At 68.1% G+C, this 2,003-nt stretch carries 1 protein-coding gene and 1 pseudogene; both read right to left on the bottom strand.

Annotated elements, in window-relative coordinates; genetic code table 11:
- Nucleotides 1-160 precede the first annotated feature (160 nt).
- A complete protein-coding gene (locus QMZ92_RS35815) occupies nucleotides 161-1,741 on the bottom strand; it encodes an acyl-CoA carboxylase subunit beta (protein ID WP_283302121.1) in 1,581 nt (526 codons plus the stop codon).
- Nucleotides 1,742-1,835: 94 nt separating this feature from the next.
- Nucleotides 1,836-2,003 (bottom strand): annotated as a pseudogene (locus QMZ92_RS35820) (ATP-binding protein); the annotation flags it as partial.

The following is a 2,003-nucleotide window of genomic DNA, read 5'->3' on the forward strand; positions in this document are numbered from 1 at the left end:
CCCGCCTCGCTCCAGGGCCCCGACCAGCCGTCCTCCACGTCCTGCACTGGTCCACCTGGCGCCGCCGACGCCAGCACCAAGCCCGCATCTGTCACTACAAACGACGAGGCCACACCCCACCAGAACCCAAACCACCGTCACACCAAAGACCGTTGCAGTACTAGAGCGGGATGCCGCCGTGCTTCTTCGGGGGCAGTGTTTCCCGCTTGGTGCGCAGCGCCCGCAGGCCGTGGGCGATGTGCTGCCGTGTGCGCGAGGGTCTGATCACTGCGTCGATGTTGCCCTGCCGGGCAGCGGTGTGGGGATTCAGGAGGGCTTGTTCGTACTCGGCCGTAAGCTGGGCGCGTTCCTCTTCCAGTAGGACGGGATCCACCGCATCGGCCGGCGCCTGGGTTGAGAGGTGGAAGGCGTTGACGGTGCTCTGGGCGCCTGCTGCGGCGATCTGCGCGGTGGGCCAGGCCAGGTTGAGGTCGGCGCCCAGGTGTGTGGAGCCCATTACGTCGTAAGCGCTGCCGTATGCCTTGCGGGTGATGACGGTGATGAGGGGGACCGTGGCCTCGGCGTAGGCGTAGATCAGTTTGGCCCCGTGCCGGATGATGCCGTTGTGTTCCTGGCCGGCGCCGGGGAGGAAGCCAGGAACGTCGACGAAGGTCAGCACAGGGACGTTGAACGCATCGCAGGTCCGTATGAAGCGGGCGGCCTTCTCGCAGGCGTCCATGTCCAGACAGCCACCGAGCTGCATCGGCTGGTTGGCGACGATGCCCACGGAGCGGCCCTCGACGCGGCCGAAGCCGGTGACGATGTTCGGCGCGAACAGCGGCTGAGTCTCGAGGAACTCCCGGTCGTCCAGAACAGGCTCTATGACGTGGTGGACGTCGTAGGGCTGGTTGGGGGAGTCCGGGATGACCGTGTCCAGCTCCGTGTCCTCGAACCAGAAGTCCGGTTCGGCCTGGTGAGTGGAGACCGGCGGCTCCTGGAGATTGTTGGAAGGCAGGTGGGACAGCAGAGATTTGATGTACTCGACGGCGTCGTCCCCGTCCCCCGCCATGTAGTGCGCGACACCGGAGGCAGTGGTGTGCCTGCGGGCGCCACCCAGCCGGTGGAGGTCGACGTCCTCGCCGGTGACGGCTTCGCTGACGTCCGGTCCGGTGGCGACCGTGTGCGAGGTGCGCTCGGTCATCACGGTGAAGTCGGTCAGGGCGGGGGAGTGGACCGCTCCGCCTGCGCACGATCCCATGATGAGCGAGATCTGGGGGATGACACCGGAGGAGTGCACATGGCGCCGGAAGATCTCGCCGTAGACCCCCAGGGCACTGCCGCCGTCCCCGGTACGGGCCCGGCCCGCGTCGTTGACGCCGATGATGGGGCAACCGGTCTTCAGCGCGAAGTCCATCACCTTGACGATCTTCCGGCCGGCGGCCTCGCCCAGGGCGCCGCCGGGGACCGTGCGGCCCAGGGCGTAGACGGCCACCGGCCGGCCGTCGATCGTGCCGTAGCCGGTGACCACTTCGTCCCCGTCCGGCAGGTTCTCTTCCCGCTGCGCATCGTTCAGGAGGTGCCCGGCGGCGTTGTCCAGTTCGGCGAAGGAGTTCGCGTCGAGCAGGTGTGCCACGCGCTCGCGGGCAGTTACGGCGAGGGCGGCGTGCCGCTCCTCCATCGTGCGCACGGCCTGGTCGGTCCGCCGGGGCAGAACGTTGATCCGAGCTGATGCGGGGGCGGTGTTGCTTCGGGCTGTAGCCATCGGCGAGTGTCTCCCGGTCCCTTGTTGTGGGCGTAGGTGTCGAAGGACTGTGTCGGGCCTGGATCCTGCTGCCGGCAGATCACCGTGCCGGACGGGAGGACGGCAGTGAGACCTCCAGGCGTTTGCCGCCGACCTCGACGACGACCGTCTCGCGGCCCGGCTCCTCCTCCGCCTCGGTGTCGGCCGGAGCGGCGAAGGGCTTGATCTCGTTGACGAACTCGGTCTCGATCCAGCGGGTGTGGACCTTGAACGGCGTGCCGCC

Source organism: Streptomyces sp. HNM0645 (assembly GCF_030056615.1).
Lineage (GTDB): Bacteria > Actinomycetota > Actinomycetes > Streptomycetales > Streptomycetaceae > Streptomyces > Streptomyces marianii.